The sequence below is a fragment of the Microcoleus sp. MON1_C5 genome (assembly GCF_036701875.1).
Lineage (GTDB): Bacteria > Cyanobacteriota > Cyanobacteriia > Cyanobacteriales > Microcoleaceae > Microcoleus.
The window spans coordinates 60423-81179 of sequence record NZ_JAUBRN010000026.1 but is presented as its reverse complement, the minus strand read 5'-3'; the positions used below and the strand labels follow the sequence as shown (position 1 = coordinate 81179).

Below are 20757 nucleotides of genomic sequence, written 5' to 3'. Positions count from 1 at the left end.
TTTTTAGAGCTATGAAAACTCAACCAAGTCAAGACCGGATTATTATTTTCGATACGACTTTGCGCGACGGAGAACAATCTCCGGGTGCATCTCTGAATGTTGATGAAAAGCTGACGATCGCTCGCCAGTTAGCGAGATTGGGCGTGGATGTGATTGAAGCGGGTTTCCCTTTCACCAGCACGGGAGATTTTGAGGCAGTCCAAAAAATAGCCCGATCGGTTGGCACGGAAGATGGGCCGACAATTTGCGGTTTAGCACGGGCGAGAAAGCAGGATATTAAAACAGCAGCAGAAGCTCTGAAACCAGCAGTAAATTCGCGAATTCATACGTTTCTGGCTACGTCTGATATTCACTTGGAGTATAAGCTGAAAAAGACGCGGGCTGAGGTTCTGGAAATTGTGCCGGAAATGGTGGCTTACGCTAAGTCTTTTGTGGATGATGTGGAGTTTTCGCCGGAAGATGCTTGTCGATCGGAACCGGAGTTTTTGTATCAGGTTCTAGAACGGGCGATCGCAGCGGGTGCGACAACTGTTAATATTCCCGATACTGTCGGCTACACTACTCCGAGCGAATTTGGGGCTTTGATTCGGGGAATTAAGGAAAATGTGCCGAATATCGATCGCGCGATTATTTCGGTTCACGGTCACAATGACTTAGGATTGGCTGTTGCTAACTTTTTGGAAGCCGTAAAAAATGGCGCCAGACAGTTAGAATGCACGATTAACGGGATTGGCGAACGGGCGGGAAATGCAGCTCTGGAAGAGTTGGTAATGGCGCTTTACGTGCGGCGTCAATATTATAATCCGTTCTTGGGCCGGCCTGCGGATTCTGAGGAACCGCTGACAAATATTGACTCCCGCCAAATTTACAAAACTTCGCGCTTGGTTTCCAATTTGACGGGGATGTTGGTGCAGCCAAATAAGGCGATTGTCGGGGCAAATGCTTTCGCTCACGAATCGGGAATTCACCAAGACGGAGTGCTGAAAAATAAGCTGACATACGAGATTATGGATGCCGAGTCGATCGGCTTGACAGAAAATCAAATCGTCTTGGGCAAATTGTCGGGGCGCCACGCATTTCACACTCGCTTGAAAGAGTTGGGTTTTGAAATGGCCGACGATGAGCTAAATAAGGCTTTTGTCAAGTTCAAAGATTTAGCGGACAAGAAAAAAGAGATTACTGATTGGGATTTAGAGGCGATCGCCAATAACGAAGTGCACCAAGCACCGGAACTTTTCCGCTTAGAATTGGTGCAAGTTTCCTGCGGCGACAAATCTCGCCCGACAGCAACCGTCACGGTGCGGAATCCGGCGGGCGAAGAATTGACCGATGCTGCGATCGGCACCGGGCCTGTGGATGCGATTTACAGGGCAATTAACCGGGTGGTAAACGTACCCAACGAGTTGATCGAGTTTTCTGTACAATCGGTAACGGCGGGCATAGATGCGATCGGCGAAGTAACAATTCGCTTGCGCCATGAAGGCAAAGTATTTTCCGGTCACTCAGCAAATACCGACATTATCGTAGCGTCTGCAGAAGCATACATCAGCGCTTTAAATCGCCTGTATCAGGCATTGCAGCATAGCGCGGAAAAATCCTCCGAACAGCCAACTCCGATCGAAAATCAAGTTGTTGCAGAAGCACAGCGCTGATAAATTTATTGTCAGCCATTTTTCTTGAAACAAACCGCAGACGAACCCAGATCGAAGCAGATAAATCTCAATTAATCTGCCTTAATCCGGGTTCATCTGCGGTTTAAAATTAATTTTTTTTACCAATAACCAACTCTTGAAAAATGCAAGACGAAACTTTAAAAAAAGAGCGGCAATTCCACGATGCTTGGGCATCTACGATCGATATTGACGGCATTCGAGTCAATGATTACTTTGAAGCTTGCACCGCCCCAGAAAATAGATTTATTCTCAAACAGATGGGCGATCTTACAGGCAAACGCCTCTTAGATTTAGGCTGCGGCGCGGGAGAAAATAGCGTTTATTTTGCTAAAAAAGGTGCAAATTGTGTGGCTGCGGACTATTCTCAGGGCATGGTAGAAGTTGCTCTGAAATTGGCTGAGAAAAACGGCGTCAAAATAGACGGCTGCACGGTGAATGCAATGGCGCTGGATTTCCCGGACAATAGTTTTGATATTGTTTATGCTTCTAATTTGCTGCACCATTTGCCGGAACCTGAAAAGGCAATTCGCGAAATGCACCGCGTGCTAAAGCCTGGGGGTAAAGCTTGTTTTTGGGACCCGATGAAGCACAATCCGGTGATTAATGTTTACCGTAGAATGGCGACTGAGGTGCGGACGGAGGATGAAAGTCCTTTGGATATTAATATTGTGAATTTTGTCAAGTCTTTGTTTTCCGAGACGGCTTATGATACCTTTTGGCTGACATCGCTTTGGATTTTTTTGCGCTTTTATTTAATAGAAAAGGTGCATCCCAATGAGGAGCGTTATTGGAAAAAGATTATCATTGAACAAGAGAGATTGAAACCCGAATACTCTCGCTTGGAAGGGTGGGATGGGTTTTTGAAAAAGTTGCCTTTGATGAAGCGCTTGGCTTGGAATTTGGCTGTTGTGGCAACGAAGTAATTAAAAGAAGTACAATAAGTCAAAGCATTTAATTAAGAGGCTAATTATGCCAGAAACTATTACTGCTATCTACGAAAACGGGGTTTTTCGTCCCTTGAGTCCTTTGTCATTGAATGATGGGGAAACTGTGCAAATCACAATTGTACCGGAAGTTTCGCAGGAAGAAGTCCAGGGCGATCGCGAAAAGGCGATTAAGTTGATGGATGTACGAAAATTGATGGGTTTGCCAACAAAACAGTTTAAGCTAGATGCAGCCGCAGAACAAAAGCGGCGCGAACTGTTTGAAAAACTCAAGGGAAGAGTGGGGAAACCTCTTTCTGAAATCGTTATTGAGGATCGGGGCCCGTGGTAAATGCCTATTTCTTAGACACCAGCGCTTTGGTTAAACGGTATGTGCCTGAATTGGGAAGTAATTGGATTCAATCCATTACTGTTCCTGCAGCAGGTAACTTTCTCGCGATTTCTCAGATTACTTGGGTGGAGGTATGCAGCGCTTTTTCACGCCGTCAACGAGAGGGTACTCTATCTGTCGATGAGGTTGACCAACTTATGGGAGATTTTCGTACGGATTTTGACAACCAGTATGAAGTTCTTGAAGTCGATCGCACTTTGATAGAAATAGCGGGCGCACTGGTGATGCAAAACCCGCTGCGGGCTTATGATTCTGTGCAATTAGCGTCAGCTTTGCGCGTTCAATCTACTCTCGTTTCCCTGCCAGATACTCAACTGGTTTTTGTTTCGGCGGACAATCGATTGCTGAATATTGCTCATTCAGAAGGGTTGGCGATTGACAATCCTAATAATTATCCGTAAGGAAGCTGTGTGTAGTCAGGAATGCAAGTCCTCATAAAAATCAGAGGACTAAAGTCATCACTAGAAACTCATTTTAGTGCGATCGTTATTTATAGAATTTCTTTCAAAGTTTTAACTAATATGTGATTTTGTTCCTCTGTACCTACACTAATCCGCAATTTGTCTTCTAATCGTGGCTGGTTGAAGTAGCGAATCAATATTCCCCGTACTTTCAGTGTGTGATAAATTCTTTCTGCATCGCCGTTTGGTGGCCTAACTAACAAAAAGTTGGTTTGCGAGGGCCAAACGTCAAAGCCTAATTCCTTGAAGCTAACGGCTAGTTTTGCTCGCGAGGCCTTAATCTTTTCGGCGTTGGCTATTTTGTGGTCTTGATCTGCGATCGCACCCGTCGCCACTGCATAGGCTAAAGCATCCACATTATAGCTGTCTTTGATTTTATTTAATTCTGCCAGCAGCACCGGATTTGCTATGGCAAAACCCAGCCTCAATCCTGCTAGGGAATAACCTTTTGAAAGCGTCCTCAAAACTATAACATTACTGTACTTTTTTGTCAAGTTCAAAGCATTTTCTTCGGCGAAATCTACATAAGCTTCGTCGATCACAAGAATGCCCGATAACTCTTTAGCCAGTTTCTCCAAATCTGCAACAGATATGGCTGTTCCCGATGGACTGTTTGGCGAAGCTACAAATGTCACTGCCCCCTGGGCTGCTATTAGCAAATCGACTGGTAACTTGTAGTCGTCGGGATAAGGAACTTCCACAAATTCTGCATCTTGAATCTCGGCCAAAGTGCGGTACAATACATAGGTTGGCGCGGGACAAACAATCTGTTTGCCAGATTCGCCAACAGCCCGAACTATCAAGTTTAATAAATCGTCGCTGCCGTTACCTACAACAATCCAATCGTCAGCAACTCCAAAAACTTTACTAGCAGCAATGCGGAAACTTTTCCCAGTTGGATCTGGATAGCGCCGCAGCATTTCTCCGTCTATTTGCTGAAGCACTTTTAAGGCTTTGGGAGAAGGCGGATAGGGATTTTCATTAGAATTTAGTTTAATAATTTTTGTGCCTCGTGGAGGCTGTTCTCCCGGCACATAGCCAGACATTTCGTGGATGCTTTTGCGAAAATAATTCATCTATTAATTGAGTTTTGTGGAACGGGCATCTTGCCCGTTCTTGATAATGGTGCAAGATATCAAGTTAAACAAATTATATCAAACAATTAGTGACTATCCGCGTTATACCCAAATCAAGTAACTTGTGCATATCCGCTCGATCGTCCACCGTCCAGGCCACAATGTCAACTCCCTGACTCCGGCTTTCTTGAATTAGTGCGGGGTTTTCCAGCAACACGCGATACAGACTGCTAATCAAATTATCCTGATGCGCCACAGCTTGAGCAAATTGAGTGTTGTATGCTTCTAGATTAGCAACAATGTGTCCGATCGCCAAATCGCCAGATAGCCGCCGCACTTGTTCCAGAAATTTATCGTTAAAAGAGGTAATAACGCATTTGTGTTGGATTTCTTCGCCCTTCAAAGTATTGACAAAAGCCGCGACATCTGCGTCAGACCACTCGCAATGAGGTTTGACATCAAAGTAAAGAAATTTGTCAACATTTTTGAGTATGGTTAATGATTCTTTTAAGGTAGGAATTTTTTGTTGTAAAAATTCATCGCTAAACCATTTTCCCGCATTAAGTGTTTGCAATTCAGACAGAGTGTTTTCCCTAACTTTGCCAGAAACTCCAGTGATTCTATCTAATGTTGCGTCGTGAAAAATCACTGGTACGTTGTCGGCGGATAGCTGGATGTCAAATTCGATCGAATGAGCGCCACGGGCGATCGCCAGTTCAAAAGCTGCTAAAGTATTCTCGGGGGCGATCGCCGAAAATCCCCGATGTGCAATAATTTCTAAATTCACTGCCTTGTGCCCTCTAAAAAATCTGCCACAGTTTGATTAAAAGTTTCCGGTTCAGTCAAAAAAGACCAGTGATTCCCCGGTACTTTTGCAACGGTAAGATTTTTCAAGTATCTCTTGTATGGCTGCATTTGCCAAGCCATGCGATTTACGCCTTTTGCCGGCTGTACAAACAAAGTCGGTATCTCAATATTTTCAGTTAAACCCGCAACTTTCATCACTTCTGCAAATATCTGATTTCTGGCTGCAATCGCAAATTTACTGCCCCAAGTTCCGTCAGATTTTTGTTCGATTTGCTGTTGGAATACCATTTGCTGCACGTCACTCCAATCTGCGTATTCTCCCGATTGTTTTGCTGCTGCTTCTGCTTGGGCTAGAGTCGCAAACGGGCCCACACATTTGAGACAGTCTAATTTTCGGTAAACAATTGGCAGGGTGAGTTTCATCGCGGCGGGCATTTTGGTGATGAAGATGGGGTCTACTAAAATCATACTGCAAAAGCGATCGGGATTTTGCCTCGCCCAAATCGCTGCTAGTTTGCCCGTCCAAGAATGTCCTAAAATGTGGGCGTCGGGCCAGTTGAGATGTGCCATCAAAGCTTCTAAATCTGCGATCGCACTTTCAAAAGTATAGTCTGTTTTCGGTTTGCTACTCTCTCCGTGACCGCGCATATCTGGCGCTACAATATGATAGCGGTTGGAGAAATAATTGCCCAAGCTACTCCAGACACACGCACTATCTGCTAAACCGTGTAACAGCAGCAAACGCGGGACTTTGGTTTTCCCTGTTTCTGGCTTCCATTCTAGGTATGAAAGTTCGATTTCGGGCAGGTGCAAAGTGTTACGATTTGGCATGATTAGGGGGTTTTATAGTTGGAGAAATTTGATTTAACTTTTTTATGAACAGGCAAGATGCCTGTTCCACAAAGAGTGAATTTTATGGTACGGTTTTCCTCAATAGGCTTTCCTGCCTGTTTCACAAACAATAAATATTTTTGTGGGGTGGGGTGGGCTTCTAGCCCGCCCTTATGACCTAACCTTGACCCTTCAAGCTAAATAAAAGAAACTGAGTTTTCTGCGCTTCATCAAAATTGTCGTCACTGACCAAAACTACACTTTTGCTGCCATCTGGCAACTGCGGCCCGAGGGTCATTCCCTCTAAATTGTACAGGGGAATCCCGAGTTCGCTTAAGTCTAGCAACAACTTTTTCTTAACAGGTTCGACCATTGTCACTGGCCCTTTAAAACTTTGGATTCTCGAAGTATCTGTAGCCGCCCCAAGCGCTACTTGATAAATCCTAGCGCTGTATCCAGACAGCCCAAAAGAACGTTCTAAACTCAGAATCTGACCGCCACCGACAGTTACTAAGTCTGTTAAACCGTTCAAAATAGTCATGGGAACTTGGTCGAGAGTGTAAAGATTTTCTGAGACTAATTGCGGTGTTTTATCGACGATAATATAATGTAAAAGACGGAGTTTGCTTGCCTGTTCGGGGTCTAAATCTTGCATTAAGGGCGCTTCCGTAGCTGCGAACAAACGAAACGGATCGAGACCGCCCGGACTAAAGGTTTCTGGGTCGATGGTTAAAGATTCAAAACCTAAATTGTCCACCACTCCTTGCTGCTGTTTTTCATCGCTCGCATCGGGAATATAGCGCTTTGGAAGCGGCAATTTTCCCCGCATTTGCCCTGTTTTAATGTCGAATTCTCCGAGAAAAGGAGGGATGCCAACATGAGTAACGCCTTCGTTGGCGACAAATACTGAATTGCGGGGAGAAAGGGCGATGCCTTCGGGATTGATGGAACCCCAAGAGAAGGTTTCACCGTCTGCTTTTTTGAGGGAGGTAACGCCTTCAACGGCAACTTTTTTGAGGCGAATATTTGCTGGATCGCTTGAAGTGAGGTCGAGTCTGAGACTGTAAAATCTCGCTTCTCCGTTTTCGCTGGGGTCGTCGGAAAGAGCGTAAAAGCGATAAGCTTTGGAATTGACTGCGCTAATACCTTTGGGGTCGTAGGTAATTCCTGACAAACCGCCGACTGGTGCTCCTTCAAAATTCATTTTTGGCAATTGGTACTCGCCCAAAAATTCTAGGGACATTTCTGGAAAAGAGCGGTCTCTAGCAACTGCGGAAGGGGGGGCGCAAGCTGTGCAAACAGTTAAGAGAATTAGGGCGAGACTGAATAAGCGTAAAATACGTTGGCGAAGCCCTCGAAGAGGATCGCCCAGCGTCTTTAAATCCCAATAATTGCTCAGTGCGGTAATTTTTATTTTGTTGCTCTTGTTGAACAGTTTGCTTTTGTGCCATCTTTGTGACATAATTTATACCGTTTTGTAGATATGCAAAACTTGATGTTTCCAGAAGAGATGCCGAATCGCGGCAACCAAATTTTGAGAATGAGAAGTTCTGTGCCAATTGGGTGCTTGCTTTTCTTGTGGCTGTGTGCTGGTTCTATTGCTAGCGCCCAAACTAATCCGCCAGGCCTCGATCAATTTTCCCCTAATCCTCTAGAAATTACCACACCCGATCCCCTAGCTCCCGCTAACGAATCTTTGAGCAGCACTCAGCGGGACGAACTGACAGCGGCTTTGGAGCAGTTAAACTTAGAAGCAGCGGCTAAACAGCAAGCTGGAGATGGGGCGGGTGCTTTTGAAATTTGGTTCCGAGAATTGCGGCTGCGTAGGTATCTGGGGCCTGCGGCGGAAATTGCTGCTTTGAGTCGGGTGGGAAGTGTTGCTTGGAGTAACGGTAAAAACCTCGAACTACAGCTTATTACCAAACGGTTGCAAGCAATTCAAAAAGAAGTCAAATCCCAAGTACCACTTAATACTGAGTTGCTCCCCGCCTTCGCTGCGGCTTTTCAGCAGGTGCGCGCTAAAGGCCCGACTGTAGAAGTTTACCAAGAAATTCTCGAAAATGCGCGCCAAAACGAAGATATATTGGCTCAAGGTCAGATTTTGAAGGCGATCGGGCTCATTCACATCAATTGGTTGAGTTACGATAAAGCTGCTCCCGTCTATGAGGAATTGGCAACTTTAATTCAGGAAAACCGCGCTTTATTTGCTGCTAATTCTGCTGTGCCAACTTCTGCTGTAGTTGCGGGAAACGGCGCGCCGCCGCAACCTGTAACTCCTCCAACTGAGGTAGATACTCTCAGACAGTTGGCCTACGTTTATCAGCAGTCGAAACAACCCCTAAAGGCGATCGCAGCTAGGGAAAAACTAGCATCGGTGTATCTTAACTTACAAAACCCGAGTGCTATACCACCGATCAAAATTGCGATCGCCAGCGATTATCAAACCATAGGCCAAATCAATTTAGCAGCTCAATACTATCAGGAAGCATACAATTTAGCCGTCCCCATTCAACAGTATGCCCAAGCTAGCGAAGCTTTGGATAAATTAGCATTGCTTTACCGAGCGCAAAAACAGTGGGAGCAGACTTTGCGGATTTATCAAATGCAGTTGCTGTTAGAAGAGCGGGCTGACAATTTCTATGGATTGATGAACACTTACGACAATATCGGTCAAGTTTATCAAGAGATGAAGGCTTACGATAAAGCTTTGGAATCCTATCAAAAAGGGTTGGACGTGGCTAAAAGATTGGGACACAGACAAGAGTATTTTGCTAAAAAAATTCAAAAAGTTAACAAGCAATTGCAAAGGACTTCGTAGTTGTCATCAAGCAATAATGACAAATTGCAATGTGAGTAATTTAAAAGTAGTAAGGTGTGCAATGCACACCCTACGAAGATACTTTGGACTGGTAACTTTGTCGCGAAATAGAATAATATACTACATCAGTTTCGTAATAATGAGCATTTTTTTCATATTTCATGCCAACTTTTTGTATCACCCGCTGAGAGGCGATATTTTCTGGGCGGGCGATCGCAACTATTCTGTCTAACTTTAATATTTCAAATCCATAATTTAGACTAGCCAAAGATGCTTCTGTCGCCAATCCTTGATTCCAATAAACTTTGTCTAGCGCATAGCCCAGCTCAACTTCCGATGTCCCATCCAGAAAACATAGTCCGCAGCGACCAATCATTTTACCGTCTATTTTATGTACTACAGCCCACATCCCGAAGTTGTTTTCTTCCCAACGTTTGAGCATGGTATAAATAGCGATTTCTGTTGCTTCTCTAGTTCTAACTCCTGAGAGGTATTTCATTATTTCCGGATCGCTGTAGATGCGGTACAGATCGTCTAAGTCGTCTGGCGTAAATTGTCTCAGATACAATCGGGCTGTCTCTATCTCTTGCATGATTAATATAATTTTTACCACTAGATTATGATACCAGTTTTGATAAGTCTTGCTACAAACATTTTGGTTGGGTTTCCTTCCAAATAAAATATGAGAGTCTTGCGATCGAATAATATACTCGATCGCGATCGGGAGCGTCAAAGTTATACTGGTATTTCATCCCCCTTTTTTCCATTACCCGCCGCGAGGCGATGTTTTCGGCATCTGCAACTGCGATAATTTTTTCTAAATTCAATACTTCAAATCCGTACTTGATGCTGGCCGCTGCAACTTCCGATGCTAAACCTTTCCCCCAATACGCTTTTGCTAACACGTAACCGACTTCTACTTCAGGTGTTTTGCTTAAAAATCGAAGCCCCCCGTCGCCGATTAACTGGTTGTTTTGTTTATTGACAACAGCCCACAAACCGAAAGCGTGTTTTTCCCAATCAGCAATTATCTGAAATAAGTCTGCTGCTGTTTCTTCTCTATTTCTGACGCCTTCGCTCAGATACTTCATCACTTCTGAATCGCTGTAGATGCGGTACAGCTCATCTAAGTCGTCGGGCGTAAATTGTCTCAGATACAATCGGGCTGTCTCTATCTCTTGCATAATTTATCAGTAAAAAGTCTAATACACTTTCCTTGGCGCAACGGTGAAATGTAAAATCAATTTCTTCAAGGCAGTGAAGTGCATTTTGAAAACCCAGCATTTGACTAGCAAATAAAACCAGTGGCGAACTCTATGTCTAAAGGCATAAAGTGGCAAGGAGCGGGTATCCGGTGTTGTAATAAATATGGGCGACTGAGTGCTGTCGGGTTCGATAATTTGCTGGCTCTGTAGAAGATTTCCTAATTTAACTGACTCTATTTGCTACAATTGTTAGCTGGATATATTGTACAGCTTTTTTGCTCAAAGCTGAGCGAACTGATCTCGCCAGCCCGCCCTACAAGCCGCGCAGCGAAAAAAAGCTCGATATCCTCAGCAAAAGCCGCCGAAGTTAGCAGCATAATAGCTTTTGCAATCTAAAATCTAAAATCTAAAATCTAAAATCGGATGACAATTTCCTCACCAGTAGCAGACAGCAAAAACAAATCCGGCCAGGAAACAGACTGGCGGTTATTTCTGAGGTTGGCATCTTATGCAACCCGCAGCAAACGCTTGCTGATTATTTCGATCGCACTATTAGTACCGCTAGCAGTCTCAGGAGCAATTCAACCCATTCTCATCGGACAGGCAATTTCGGTAATTCGCTCGGAACCTACCTACGAATTCTTGCGAGGATTGTCGCTATCTGCTGCATTGAATATTTTGGCTATTTTGCTGATGCTAACTATAACACTTAGATTAGCACTGCAATCACTTCAAGGCTATTTAGTCACGAAAGTAGGGCAAATAATTACTACAGATATTAGAAATGATTTGTTCGCCCACGTCACATCGCTCGCAGTGAGATTTTTCGATCGCACTCCTGTCGGTAAATTAATGACTCGCCTCACCAGCGATGTAGAAGCTTTGGGAGAGGTTTTCTCTTCAGGAGCGATCGGCATTGTCAGCGATTTATTTTCAATTTTAGTAATTGCCATTTTCATGTTTACCATGCAGTGGCAACTAGCTTTAATGTTGGTGCTGATGATGATACCAATTACCGCAGTCATAGTTTATTTCCAGTACCAATATCGCATAGCAAATTACAATACGCGAGAAGAACTGTCCGATCTCAACGCACAACTGCAAGAAAACCTAACTGGTATTGGCGTAGTGCAGCTATTCCGCCGCGAAAGATTCAACTCAGAATTGTTTCGCGTCACCAATAAACGCTACATTAAAGCAGTTGACAAAACTATATTTTACGACTCAGCCGTATCTGCGACATTAGAATGGATTGCTTTAGTAGCGATTGGAGCCGTTTTGTGGATGGGTGGTCAAAGGGTTTTAGCCGGTAATCTTAACTTCGGTACTCTGTCTGCATTCATTTTATTTGCTCAGCGTCTCTTCGATCCGCTGCGACAATTTGCAGAGAAATTTACCGCCATTCAAGCAGGATTTACCGCCGTCGAACGGATTAGCGATATTCTCAACGAACCGATCGAAATTAAAGATCCAACCAGCGCTAAGAAGGAAGAAGGAAGAGGGAAGAGGGAAGAAGGAAGAGGGAAGAGGGAAGAAGGAAGAAGGGAAGCTTATTCACCGTTGTTAATAACTGGACATCCAGAGGCAACGGCTTACAACTTGTCTCCGTTCGATCGAGAATTGGCAGATAATCATCAAAATGGAGCAAGTTCAGAATATCGTTTATTGTCTAACAATCCCCAATTACCCCCCAACCCCCCGAAGCTTCGGGGAGGAGAAAATGCCAAATCGCAGAATTCTGAATCGGGAGAAATCCAATTTGACAACGTGTGGTTTGCTTACAAACAAGACGAATATGTCCTGCAAAACCTCAATTTCACCATCAAATCCGGCGAAAAAGTAGCATTAGTTGGCCCCACCGGTGCAGGCAAAAGTTCGATTATCCGTCTCCTGTGTCGCCTTTACGAACCTAGCCGAGGACGGATTCTGGTTAATCATGTCGATATTCGAGATTTGCCTCAAGCAGAGTTACGCAGGCACATAGGCGTAATTATCCAAGATGGCTTTCTATTTGCTGGTGACGTGAAGAGCAATATCAGCCTGGGAGAAAGTTACTCGATTGAGGAAATTCAAGCAGCAGCAGAAAAGACAAATGTTGCCCGGTTAATCGAACAGTTGCCTCAAGGTTATGATACGCAATTGCGGGAACGGGGAACCAATCTTTCGGGGGGACAAAAGCAATTATTAGCGTTTGCTCGCGCCGCTATTCGCAATCCCAGTATCTTAGTTCTAGACGAGGCAACTGCTAGTTTGGATGTGGGGACGGAAGCTTTAATTCAAGAAGCTCTAGAGCGTTTGATGGCTGACAGAACGGCGATAATTATTGCCCACAGGCTCTCGACTATCCGAAATGTCGATCGCATTTTAGTGCTCAAACGCGGGCAGTTAGTAGAATCTGGCAGCCACGAAGAGTTGTTGCAGCTAGAAGGGTTGTATGCCAGTTTGTACAAGTTGCAAATGCTGGGAAGTTAATATCTGAAGGAAGGAGAAAGACGAAAACTTTTCGGAATCCCCAGATACCTGGCTTCTAGAAGAAGTCGGGTATTTAAAATAATCAAAAATCCAAAATTGGCTCACTTGCCCGAAATCATTTTCCCCAGGGTTTCCGGCAAGTGAATTATATGTTGGAAAAGCTGATTTGGGCCGATGCCAAACAATAACTGCATTGTCAGCACAATTGCTGCTAAACCAATTGCTGTCCCGATGCTGGCTTTCAACACTTTAAACGCCCAATTAAAGACTAGCCAAGATACAAGTAACGAAGCAATTAAGATAATTAGTTCTATTGGCATATAACATTTTTAACTCTATTTAAAGTCTACATAAATTACGTATCAATACCAGAGAAACCGGGTTTTTTATCTGTGTTAAAGGCCGGGATGCAGTATTTCCGTAAACACCAGGTTTCTACGTCAAGGACTACTCTACTTATTACTTTAAGCAATACTGCCGCGCTTCCGTGTTTCCTTATAAGAAATTCCGACATTTTTTAAGCCGGCTTTAATCATTTGCTGCTCTAACAAAGCGAAAAAGCGACTTCGATCGCCCCCCGTGACTACCGCTTGATTGTGAGCTTCTGCTAGCGTCACCGGATACCCGCCGCCTTTGTGTACTTGAGCCAGCATCATTCCTAATGCTAAATCTAGCTGTGCTGTATCTTGTGCTACCCATTCCGGCACTTCTATTCTAGCAATTTCTGTGCCAACGTGAACGTAACAGAAATAGACGGAATTAAGACCGTACAAATCTAAAATTCGAGCTTGAGATTTCCACAAAGGACTTCTTTGTCCCGGTGACAGGATTGTTGCCCACAATATGGCATCCCGCAAAGGTTCAAATTCTTGACAAGGTGCTTTTTCGGCGAAAGAAATTGTGGCGGCAAATCCGACGTTCGGACAATTTGTCATGCAGTCTGGTACTTCGTGGGTGCAAGCTTCAAACCGCAAAAAAGATAAGCTTTCGCTGCTGCGAGAAGCGCTTAAGTATCCTAACAGCGGAATTCCTGCTAAACGCAACTTGTCCCAAGCTTCTAAAATTGGCAGCAAAATTTGATCGCGCGCTTCGCTGGGTAACTGTTCCAAAAACCAATAAATCAGGGAACCGTCTACCATTGCTAAAGCTGGCGCGGGCAATTTATTGTCGTTAACTTTTGCCCAATTGCAGCCCATTTCTGCTAAGGCAATTGCTTCGGAAACTGCTCGCCGGTATCCCATCCATTCTTCGGTTCTAATTCCCCACTGCCGCGAACCGTACAAGTCTTCGGGTTTGTAGAAAACTTCGGGTACGCTGTCTAAAACTGGGTGGCGGCTTTGTCCGTAGTGCAGCATGACTGTGCCGACGTTTAGCAGGTAGCAGTAGGCTATTTCGTGATGGTTGGGGGAAATTTGCGATCCGTCTGTGGCAAAGACTGTGTGGGCGGCGGGGGGTGCGGTGATGTAGGTGCGATCGGACAATGGCTCGATCGGCGTGGCAGCATTGAATAAAGTGCGATCGCGCCAATTCTCTTGCAATTCCACCAATTTTTCCTGTTCCGCTGCAGCCTTTACCAGCAAATTCTGAGCCACTTCCAAACGCTGGCGAGCGGCCTGAGCTTCCACATTCAAATGTTGGCTCATTCCCTGCATTGCCTTGGCTGCTTTAGTTAAATCGAGCATGGGTTTTAAGTCTCAATATTAGAAAACTTTCAAGCTGAGAAATTATCAAAACACTTTTCAATTTTTTGGTTCCGAAGCTTGTTTTTTTGTCAGACAGGCGGTTTGAGCGACTAAAACACTTCGTGTGCGCCCCCATAAATAGTAAAATAACCTGGTTTTTGAGGTCAAGATTACCTGCAATAGTCTATGAAAAAAAACATTTTTTTTTTTCGATAGCCTTGCTTTTTTGAGGAGTTTCTGCTATATTTATCTTATAATCGGATGGTGGCAAAAATATTATTTTTGCCACCATCCGATTATATTAAAATACCATGTCTGCGCCGCAAAAGTCAACAAAAAAGATGTAAAATTTTGGGATTTTTTTTGACTTTGAAAAGCGAAAAAACATCACAAGTCTAAACAAATCTAACATCAACATTCGAGCGGCAGCCAATCGGCCAAATCTCCGGCAAACTGCGACAGAGAAAGCAATTGAACTGGTGGATTTTGAGCCACAGATTCCCGTTCTGGCAAAGTATTGTAACCCCAATCAGCCAAAAATAACCTTACCTGAGATAAATCCGGCTGCTGCTTCACCGACAGCAAAGTTTTTAACCTATCTTCCACAAACCAAATAGTCGAATCTTTGCCAGACGCAGCCAAAAATTCCCGCAAAATTTGGTGCTTAGGCTTGTTGTATTCCTTGCCAAAAATCAACTCTGACGGCATTTGTACGCCTGCTAGCTGCAAAAGTTCCCGCACAAAACGGCCTTCCTTTGTAGTGACGATCGCCACTTTCACCGAACTCTCCTGCAACGAGTGCAAGCGATCGGCAACCCCTGGATAAAAGCGGTGCAAAGACAGCCACCCAGCTAAATCCTCAGCAATCCAATTATCGCGCAATCCGTCTAACATAGCACCGACCGACTGCGCTTTTAAATTATTTTCGGTCAACAAATACGGTACTATATTGGGCCAATCTAGCAAAATTTGCTCTGGGGAAATTCCTGTCAGTAGTGCGCGGATCAGCAGCGGCATTTCCCAACCTGTTTCGATGGCGGGCCGCACTCGGTAAAAACTCAAAGCTAAATCTGGATCTGGCACTGTTTCGACTGGTTTCCAGATTTGACAGTAGGTACGCCAAGCGGTTTGGAAATATTCGATTAGTCCGTCACAAATCACACCGTCAAAATCAAGAGCTAGAATTGTCGGAAAATTATTAGCCATCAGTGAATCGATTTTAGATTTTAGATTTTGGATTTTGGATTGAAGAATTGAAGAAAGCGACCTCACGGATAAATCCTGGGACTGGTTATCGGATACTATTTTGTGGTTGTGCCAGGATAAAGACGGGGGCTTGTACCCTGGCTGCTTTCGGTCACTGGATTGAAGAATTAAAGAATTGACTATGCAAAAACTCAGCAATGATTGGTGAACAGTCGTTATTAAAAAGACTGAACTACCGGTTGAGCGGCAATCGATTCTAGTCCTTGGGACTGCAACAATTGCGTCCACTCGGTCGTCAGCCGCGAATCATCGGGTGCGAGGCGCCGCATTTGGGCTAGAGTAGCAAGAGTTTCATACCAAATCCCATTTTTAGCATAAGCAATCACCTTAGCCATAGGGTCGGGATTTGCCAAATCGCTCTTGAGAGTTGCCTGCGGTTCAATTCGCTGCATCCATCCTTTAACAATATAATCTCCGGAACGCTCCAGAGGATCGCAAGCTAGTGCAAACGACCACACATATCGCTTACCAACCTCAATATTTTTTGTCTTGCCTTTCTCAGAAAGGCTAACTCCCACAATTCCGGCTTTGTCATTTTTGATAGTAGTTTCGTAGACTACTTCGGATTCATCTTCATTTAGCAAAACAAACTCTACTTGAGCTGCGGGTTGAGAAACATATACAAAAAATGTTGGCGATTCGGTTAGTGTTAAACCAATATTGCTTTCAGGTATTAAGGGAGTAATGGATAGACCTTCCCGCAACTGACAGCCTCGATGCGTCCCCCCTTGCCGGTTGTCGGGGGCTGTTACATCGGGAGGTTTGAAATTAACATTCTGACTCAGCAGAATGGGTGCAGGCACAGCCTGCATCGGTGTAAGCAAACTCGGGAGAGTAACGGCGATCGCCAATACAGTCATCGCCAGTGCAGTAAAATATATAAAACGTTTCATTTTTCCACCAACTTGTATAAATATTTATAGACCGCATCTCTAATGTTAACCCGGAGTTTTAGCCCCGGGCGCGATCGAGTAAATCGGTCAATTTTCACATCGCCATGGGAAGATCGACCAAACTTCAAGAAATATCGAGATTTAAAGAGGCCCAACCAGTGGTTGAGCTGCAACTGATTCCAGCCCTTGGGACTGCAACAATTGCGTCCACTTGGCTGTCAGCCTCGCATCCCCTGGTGTCTGGCGCCGCATTTGGGCTAAAGTAGCGAGAGTTTCGTACCAAATCCCATTTTGAGCATAAACGTTGAGCCTGGTCATCGGGTCGGGATTTGCCAAATCACTCTTGAGAGTTGCCTCGGGTTCAATTCGCTGCACGAACCCTTTAACAACTACATCCGCCGATCGGTCTTCGGGGTCGCAAACCATCGAAAACGACCATACGTATCGCTTGCCAACTTCAAGGGATTTGTTGTTGTCCACGCTAGCAGGAATACTAACTCCAACAATCCCGGATTTGTCAACTTTAAAGGTTTTTTCGTAGACCACTTTCTCCTCCTTTTCGTTGAGCAAAGTAAACTCTATTTGGGGTGAAGTGTTAGGAATATAGACAAAAATTGTGGGAGACTCTGTTAGGGTTAAACCGATATTAGTTGGAGGCACTAAAGGAGTAATAGATAAACCCGCTGGACAAAGCTTGCTGCCGCGATGTGTGCCTCCTTGTCGGTTGGCGGGGGCTGTTACGTTGGGAGGCTTGAAATTAACATTTTGACTCAGCAGAAGCGGCTGGGATTGTGCGCGCATCGGTGCAAGTGAACTGGGTAGGGTAGCTGCGATCGCAGATACGGCGACCGCAAGTGTAGCCCGATGTAGAAAACGTTTCATTTTGTTGTACCTTTCACTATAATTGCAAACACAGGCATTCGCTGATGGCGACAAATATTTTTGAGTTGCTAGTCGAGGGCGCAGATACACAATTTAAACCTTGACATATCATCAATAACATTAATTAATTCGGGCGGCAAGTCGATTCTCTGTCGCAAACATCAGGTTGCCTAGATCGCAAGTATCATTGTATACATTTGCTCGCCACATACTGTAAATTTTTGTAACAAAGCGGTCGGAGTTTCCGAGTGTTCTAAGATGGAGGAAGTCTCCAGCAGGCGGGCAATGTGAAACAACTGCTGTTCCAGAAACGAGTCAAACTTTTATGCTGGGATAATGAGTAAAATATCTAACAAAATTCGATCGGCAGCGGCTCAATTGAGTCAAATGTATAAACCATCACTAGCATTGGCTAAGTCTGTATTAATTGCCAGCGCGGCAGTAACATTATCCTTGATGGGCGCCAGACAGCTAGGAATACTCGAACCAATAGAATTAAGCGCTTATGACCAAATGGTGAGGTGGCGTCCCGACGAAAAGCCAGACTCGCGCTTGCTAGTTGTGGGGATTACCGAAGCAGACATTCAGAAACTGAAACAGTGGCCGATATCCGATCGCAAAATAGCTGAAATATTACAAAAACTAGAAAAAATGCAGCCGGCAGTCATCGGTTTAGATGTACTGCGAGACGTACCTTTAGGAGACGGGCGCCAGGAATTAACTAAAATTTTACAAAAAAGCGATCGCATTATCGGGGTATGTTTAGTTACCGACGGAAGCCCGGACAATCCTGGTTCTCCGCCTGCGCCGGGGCTGGCAGAAAACCGGGTGGGATTTGCAGATTTCGGAGTCGATGCGGGTGGCATACTCCGCAAGGCTTTATTATTTATGAAACCACCGACAATTGAGGGCAAATCCTCGGTAGACAAACATCTTTGCAATGACGACTCTCAAGTTTTAGCTTCATTCAACCTCCAGATAGCACTCCACTACCTGCAAGGGCAAAAAATTTCTCCCGAAATGGCACCAGATCAATCTTTATGGCTGGGAAAAACCCAATTAAAACAACTAGCAAGCAATGACGGAGGATACACAAATACCGAGGTCAGGGGATATCAAATATTAATTAACTATCGTTCCAGGCGGCAAGTTGCCAACCAAGTCAGAATTACGGATGTTTTAGAGGGGAAAGTTGACCCAAATTTAGTTAAAGATAAAATAGTGCTCATCGGTTATACCACAGAAACCGTTAAAGATTTCTTTTATACTCCTTACAGTGGGCGACAGAAAAGCAACCAATTCATGCCTGGTATCGTGGCACACGCACAAGTAGTCAGCCAAATTTTGAGTGCAGTTTTAGACAACAGACCGATGTTATGGTTTTGGCCGGAATGGGCAGAAATCCTGTGGATTTCGGGATGGTCAATTGTGGGAGGAACGTTGGCATCGCGGATGGCTCACCCAGCGAAATTGACAGTGACATTCGGAGCACTGCTGTCCGGGTGTTGCGCCATCGGCTTTGGGATTTTTCTGTTGGGAGGGTGGGTGCCTGTGGCAGCGCCAGCCTTAGCATTAATCTTAACTGGCGGTAGCATTGTATCAGCAGAGAGATTTAATAAAGCCGGATACGGGAAAGCAATTAGCGATCGAGTAAAACAAGTCTTCAAAATCGAAATAGACCAAGCCAAAAAAGAACAGCAAGTCGCAGAAATCACAGAATCTGATTTCTTTAAAGAATTGCAGCAAAAGAAAGATAAACTGAGAATTAGCAAACAAGAAACCTCTGAAAAAGTACCTTCCGAACCCCAAGAAATAACTGCAAGTACCCCAGAGCTTCCCAAGGCCGAAAGTCAGACAGACGAATACCTAGCTCAGTTGCAGGAAAAAGCCAAACAGCAGAAGCAGCGCGCCCCCGTGACTGAATCGGAAAGCGGCTCTCAAACGGGTGCGATCGATGCGGGCGGCGGTGCTAGTTCAGCCGAAACCAAACCGGATGACGAGTTCAGCGATTTGCAAGCCAAAGCCAAACAGATGCGGCAGCGCAGGGGCGCACAAAAGAGCATAAAAGATGAAAAAATTGATAGTTTAACTGACAAGGAGGATTTGGGGGGCAAGGAAGAATGACAGACAACTCGCCTGCATCATCGAGAATTGCATCATAATGGGTTCTCGCAGTTTCTTACCCTCATACGCAGATCATGTCCAAAATCATCTCTGTCCACTCTTACCGGGGCGGAACTGGCAAATCGAACACGACAGCAAACCTGGCATCTATTATCGCTCGCGACGGAAATCGGGTCGCCATTGTGGACACAGACATTCAATCACCGGGGATTCACGTGCTGTTCGGTTTCAGCGAGAGCAACATGGATCACTGCCTGAACGATTACCTGTGGGGCCGGTGTCCGATCGCGGATACGGCCTACAATGTGAGTTCGCTGCTGCCAAAATTAACCAGTAACGGCAACCTTTACCTGATTCCTTCGAGCATTAAAGCAGGGGAGATAGCGCGAGTTTTGCGGGAAGGCTACGATGTGGGACTGCTTACCGACGGCTTTCAAGAACTGATCGAGGTTTTGAACTTAGACTACCTATTTATAGACACGCACCCGGGGCTCAACGAAGAAACCCTCCTCAGCATCACCATTTCCGACATCCTGCTGCTGATTCTGCGTCCGGATCAGCAAGATTTTCAGGGAACGGCTGTCACGGTAGATGTGGCCCGCAAATTAGAAGTTCCCAAGATTTTGATGACGATCAATAAAGCCCCAGAATCCCTGGATTTCGAGGATTTGAAGCAGCAAGTAGAGAGTATTTACAACATCCCAGTGGCAGGGGTACTGCCCCACAGCGACCAGATGATGCTGCTCGCCAGCAAGGGAGTGTTTGCGCTGCACTTCCCTAACGACCCTCTAACAAAGGTTGTGGAAGGGATTGCGAAACACATTGTGAGATAATTTGTGCAGCGAATGCCGATCGCCCGCCCAGAAGTTTCACTTTCGCTCTGAATTCTTGCGGAGCGATGTCCTCCTGCGTATCCGGCTGCTAGCGGCGGAGGAACTTTTAAAGCCGACAATATTTGGTTAAAGAGTCAGGAGAATGGCGACAAAATGAGATACAAATAGATTATGAGAATTTGTTAAAAAACTTTAGGAGGAGAACTCATGGATTTTGACTTCCGCATACTAATAGTATTGATGCCCGTATTGTTGGCGGGCGGCTGGGCTGCCTACAACATCGGCAGTATAGCTCTCAAACAAGTGCAGAAATTTTTGAACAAGCAAGCTTAAACTCAGCCTCTTTTCAGGTAATTCCTCAGCCGACTGTTTTTTGAGATACAAAAACAGCCGGCTGAT

20 protein-coding genes are annotated in these 20757 nt (G+C 44.9%); 9 read left to right on the top strand and 11 right to left on the bottom strand.

What is annotated here, in order from left to right; translation table 11 throughout:
• Nucleotides 1-11 precede the first annotated feature (11 nt).
• The 4 genes from QUA71_RS14840 (at nucleotide 12) to QUA71_RS14825 (ending at nucleotide 3409) form a co-directional block, all read left to right on the top strand.
• Nucleotides 12-1652 carry a 2-isopropylmalate synthase gene (locus QUA71_RS14840; protein WP_333286025.1) on the top strand — a complete coding sequence of 547 codons (1641 nt, stop codon included), beginning with the start codon at nucleotides 12-14 and terminating at the stop codon, nucleotides 1650-1652.
• Between the two features lie 143 nt (nucleotides 1653-1795).
• Nucleotides 1796-2596 carry a class I SAM-dependent methyltransferase gene (locus tag QUA71_RS14835; protein WP_333286023.1) on the top strand — a complete coding sequence of 267 codons (801 nt, stop codon included), beginning with the start codon at nucleotides 1796-1798 and terminating at the stop codon, nucleotides 2594-2596.
• Nucleotides 2597-2642: 46 nt separating this feature from the next.
• Entirely contained in the window at nucleotides 2643-2948 is a 306-nt protein-coding gene (locus QUA71_RS14830; protein WP_333286021.1) for an antitoxin family protein, read from the top strand.
• Complete coding sequence (locus tag QUA71_RS14825; protein ID WP_333286019.1) at nucleotides 2942-3409, top strand: type II toxin-antitoxin system VapC family toxin; 468 nt, start codon at nucleotides 2942-2944, stop codon at nucleotides 3407-3409. Before QUA71_RS14830 ends, QUA71_RS14825 begins: the two co-directional genes overlap by 7 nt.
• Before the next feature lie 89 nt (nucleotides 3410-3498).
• Here QUA71_RS14825 and hisC read toward each other — a convergent pair whose 3' ends face one another.
• The 4 genes from hisC to QUA71_RS14805 all read right to left on the bottom strand — a co-directional run bounded on the left by hisC (nucleotide 3499) and on the right by QUA71_RS14805 (nucleotide 7645).
• Nucleotides 3499-4545, bottom strand: coding sequence for a histidinol-phosphate transaminase (hisC, locus tag QUA71_RS14820; RefSeq protein ID WP_333286017.1), 1047 nt, complete (start codon nucleotides 4543-4545; stop codon nucleotides 3499-3501).
• Between the two features lie 73 nt (nucleotides 4546-4618).
• Nucleotides 4619-5332, bottom strand: coding sequence for a glycerophosphodiester phosphodiesterase family protein (locus QUA71_RS14815; protein ID WP_333286015.1), 714 nt, complete (start codon nucleotides 5330-5332; stop codon nucleotides 4619-4621).
• Complete coding sequence (locus tag QUA71_RS14810) at nucleotides 5329-6183, bottom strand: alpha/beta hydrolase (protein WP_333286012.1); 855 nt, start codon at nucleotides 6181-6183, stop codon at nucleotides 5329-5331. Before QUA71_RS14810 ends, QUA71_RS14815 begins: the two co-directional genes overlap by 4 nt.
• Before the next feature lie 178 nt (nucleotides 6184-6361).
• Nucleotides 6362-7645 carry an esterase-like activity of phytase family protein gene (locus tag QUA71_RS14805; RefSeq protein WP_333286010.1) on the bottom strand — a complete coding sequence of 428 codons (1284 nt, stop codon included), beginning with the start codon at nucleotides 7643-7645 and terminating at the stop codon, nucleotides 6362-6364.
• A 33-nt stretch (nucleotides 7646-7678) separates the two neighbouring features.
• On the opposite strand from QUA71_RS14805, the gene QUA71_RS14800 reads away from it, so the two are divergent.
• Nucleotides 7679-9001 carry a tetratricopeptide repeat protein gene (locus QUA71_RS14800; RefSeq protein ID WP_333286008.1) on the top strand — a complete coding sequence of 441 codons (1323 nt, stop codon included), beginning with the start codon at nucleotides 7679-7681 and terminating at the stop codon, nucleotides 8999-9001.
• A 70-nt stretch (nucleotides 9002-9071) separates the two neighbouring features.
• On the opposite strand, the gene QUA71_RS14795 is transcribed toward QUA71_RS14800, so the two are convergent.
• Entirely contained in the window at nucleotides 9072-9593 is a 522-nt protein-coding gene (locus QUA71_RS14795; RefSeq protein WP_333286006.1) for a GNAT family N-acetyltransferase, read from the bottom strand.
• Nucleotides 9594-9645: 52 nt separating this feature from the next.
• Complete coding sequence (locus tag QUA71_RS14790) at nucleotides 9646-10185, bottom strand: GNAT family N-acetyltransferase (protein WP_333286004.1); 540 nt, start codon at nucleotides 10183-10185, stop codon at nucleotides 9646-9648.
• Between the two features lie 444 nt (nucleotides 10186-10629).
• On the opposite strand from QUA71_RS14790, the gene QUA71_RS14785 reads away from it, so the two are divergent.
• A complete protein-coding gene (locus QUA71_RS14785) occupies nucleotides 10630-12678 on the top strand; it encodes an ABC transporter ATP-binding protein (protein WP_333286002.1) in 2049 nt (682 codons plus the stop codon).
• Between the two features lie 101 nt (nucleotides 12679-12779).
• Here the strand turns inward: QUA71_RS14785 and QUA71_RS14780 are convergent, their stop codons facing one another.
• The 5 genes from QUA71_RS14780 to QUA71_RS14760 form a co-directional block, all read right to left on the bottom strand.
• Nucleotides 12780-12998, bottom strand: coding sequence for a hypothetical protein (locus QUA71_RS14780; RefSeq protein ID WP_006633087.1), 219 nt, complete (start codon nucleotides 12996-12998; stop codon nucleotides 12780-12782).
• 144 nt (nucleotides 12999-13142) lie between these two features.
• Entirely contained in the window at nucleotides 13143-14360 is a 1218-nt protein-coding gene (locus QUA71_RS14775) for a DNA double-strand break repair nuclease NurA (protein ID WP_333286001.1), read from the bottom strand.
• Nucleotides 14361-14771: 411 nt separating this feature from the next.
• On the bottom strand, nucleotides 14772-15566 hold the full coding sequence (locus tag QUA71_RS14770) for an HAD hydrolase-like protein (protein ID WP_333285999.1): 795 nt from the start codon (nucleotides 15564-15566) through the stop codon (nucleotides 14772-14774).
• Between the two features lie 218 nt (nucleotides 15567-15784).
• A complete protein-coding gene (locus tag QUA71_RS14765) occupies nucleotides 15785-16519 on the bottom strand; it encodes a DUF928 domain-containing protein (protein ID WP_333285997.1) in 735 nt (244 codons plus the stop codon).
• A 141-nt stretch (nucleotides 16520-16660) separates the two neighbouring features.
• Entirely contained in the window at nucleotides 16661-17401 is a 741-nt protein-coding gene (locus QUA71_RS14760; protein ID WP_333285995.1) for a DUF928 domain-containing protein, read from the bottom strand.
• A 336-nt stretch (nucleotides 17402-17737) separates the two neighbouring features.
• Between QUA71_RS14760 and QUA71_RS14755 the strand changes: the two genes are divergently transcribed.
• From QUA71_RS14755 to QUA71_RS14745, 3 genes are all read left to right on the top strand, one after another.
• Nucleotides 17738-19525, top strand: a complete 1788-nt coding sequence (locus QUA71_RS14755; RefSeq protein WP_333285993.1) for a CHASE2 domain-containing protein — start codon at nucleotides 17738-17740, stop codon at nucleotides 19523-19525.
• Nucleotides 19526-19599: 74 nt separating this feature from the next.
• On the top strand, nucleotides 19600-20358 hold the full coding sequence (locus QUA71_RS14750) for a MinD/ParA family ATP-binding protein (RefSeq protein ID WP_190659384.1): 759 nt from the start codon (nucleotides 19600-19602) through the stop codon (nucleotides 20356-20358).
• Between the two features lie 207 nt (nucleotides 20359-20565).
• Nucleotides 20566-20691, top strand: a complete 126-nt coding sequence (locus tag QUA71_RS14745) for a photosystem II protein Y (RefSeq protein ID WP_006633094.1) — start codon at nucleotides 20566-20568, stop codon at nucleotides 20689-20691.
• Nucleotides 20692-20757 lie beyond the last annotated feature (66 nt).